Genomic DNA, 2,094 nt, shown 5'->3' on the forward strand with positions numbered 1-2,094 from the left:
GGGCATCGTGAAAAATCTATGGCAAAGAAAGCCTTATGTTCTCATAACTGACGATTAAATCGCACCTTCCTTAATACAGGCACTGGAGCGTTCCCTGGCCCATGGTTGATAGTATTGCTGATTTTTTTAAATTTTATTTAATTTAGCCTGATTTTCAGGTGTCAATTAAATTTACATTAACTTAACTGGCTGAGTTGTCTATATAGGTTGTCGATCCATATTCTTTGCTATTAGTCCATCTGTTGCGCCCCGGATAAATTGTCATCAGCCCTCGCTCTCTTTGAATATTTTAATAAAAATGAAACATTGCCTCATTACAATCAAAGAGTTACAAATTTCATTTTCTTTTGTCATTATCTTTGGGAATATATTAATTATGCGATTTATAAAATCACTTGTTTGCAGCGCAGTATCCCTGTCACTGGCTTTCCCAATCTTATCTCACGCCGCCAATGGCAGCGAAAAACCTCAAACGGTCAAGAACGTGATAGTGATGATCCCGGATGGAATGAGTGTAACCGGCACAACGCTTGCCCGTTTGTACAAAGGGGAATCGCTTGCTCTTGACCCATTAGCGACTGGCCTGATGGTCACGTGGAATGGTGACGGTACTATTGCAGATTCTGCACCAGCAGGCTCAGCTATCTCTTCAGGCTGGAAATCTCAAAGCGGTAATATTGCCAGTACTGGAAAAAAATATGATTTTCCTGGTGTGAAAACACCGGGCAAAGGGGAAGAACTTCGTCCTGTCGCCACAATGCTTGAAGCAGCAAAACTCAGTGGCCGATCAGCGGGTATCATCAGTACCAGTGAATTTATGCATGCCACTCCTGCTGACTTCAGTGCTCATGATCCATCACGTAAAAGCTACGACAACCTGACAGAACAAATTGTCTATAATAATCTGGACGTTATTTTAGGCGGTGGCGCGAAGTACCTCAAAGCTGAGAATCGCGCAGACAAAGAAGATATGGCTAAAGTACTGACTTCACGTGGGTACAGTATTGTTAATACCCCTGCTGAACTCAATTCATTTTCGGGCAAAAAGCTGGTCGGCGTGTTCGGTAAAACCCCTGAGCATACCGCACTTTCCTATGACTTAGACCGTGATCCAGCCCTTGAGCCTTCATTGGGACAGATGACACAAAAAGCGCTCGACGTTTTATCAAAAAAACCTGATGGCTTCTTCTTAATGGTTGAAGGCTCAAAAGTTGACTGGGCAGCACATGCTAACGATCCGGTTGGTATTGTGAGCGATGTACTGGCATTTGATGATGCGGTAGCAAAAGCCGTCGAGTTTGCGAAGAAAGATGGCAATACTTTAGTCGTTGCCATGACAGACCATGGCAACTCCGGTATGTCTATCGGCAATCGCTCAACGTCAACGAATTATGATAAAACCCACTGGACAAGTTTTGTAAATCCACTGAAAAAAGCCAAAGTCACGGGTGAAGGTTTTGAAGCCATTCTTGAAACCCAGTCAGCCAAACAAGACCCGGTAAAAATTCGCGCCCTGGCTAAAGAATGGCTGGGTATTGATGATTTAACCGAGACTGAAGTGAAAGACATCATGGGTGCCAAAGCGGACGCATTAAACTATGTTGTCGGCCCAATCCTTGCTGAGAGAGCCAGGATTGGCTTTACCACAAATGGACATACCGGTGAAGATGTTGTGCTGTACAGCTACGATCCGCGTGGTCGCTTACTCGGTGGTTTGAATGATAACACTGAAGTCGCACAGTTTATGGCGGCAGCGCTTGATGTTAACCTGCAGCAGGCAACAGAGCGTTTATTCCTTGATGCAAATGCTGAATTCATCGCTAAAGGTGCAACCGTCAGCGAAGATCTTTCTGATGCAGAAAACCCTGTATTAGTGGTGAAAAAAGGCACCCAAATGCTGAAAATCCCACGTAATAAAAGCGTTGCCTGGTTAAATGATAAAGAAATCAACTCGGATGGGGTTAACGTTTATAACGGCTCTCGTTGGTTTGTTTCAAAATCACTCATCGAGCAAATCAAGTAATTAAGTCCGGTAAACCCCCGGCTTTGCCGGGGGACTCCGAAAGGTTTGACCTTTAAGTCAGTCGCGCGAAT

1 protein-coding gene is annotated in these 2,094 nt (G+C 44.3%); it reads left to right on the forward strand.

Going from position 1 to position 2,094, the window contains the following annotated elements:
* The first annotated feature begins 280 nt into the window (after positions 1-280).
* On the forward strand, positions 281-2,023 hold the full coding sequence (locus ACSZO4_RS25405; protein WP_437891859.1) for an alkaline phosphatase: 1,743 nt from the start codon (positions 281-283) through the stop codon (positions 2,021-2,023).
* The last annotated feature ends 71 nt before the right edge of the window (positions 2,024-2,094 follow it).

The sequence above is a fragment of the Phytobacter sp. V91 genome (assembly GCF_965644225.1).
GTDB lineage: Bacteria > Pseudomonadota > Gammaproteobacteria > Enterobacterales > Enterobacteriaceae > CBFFRJ01.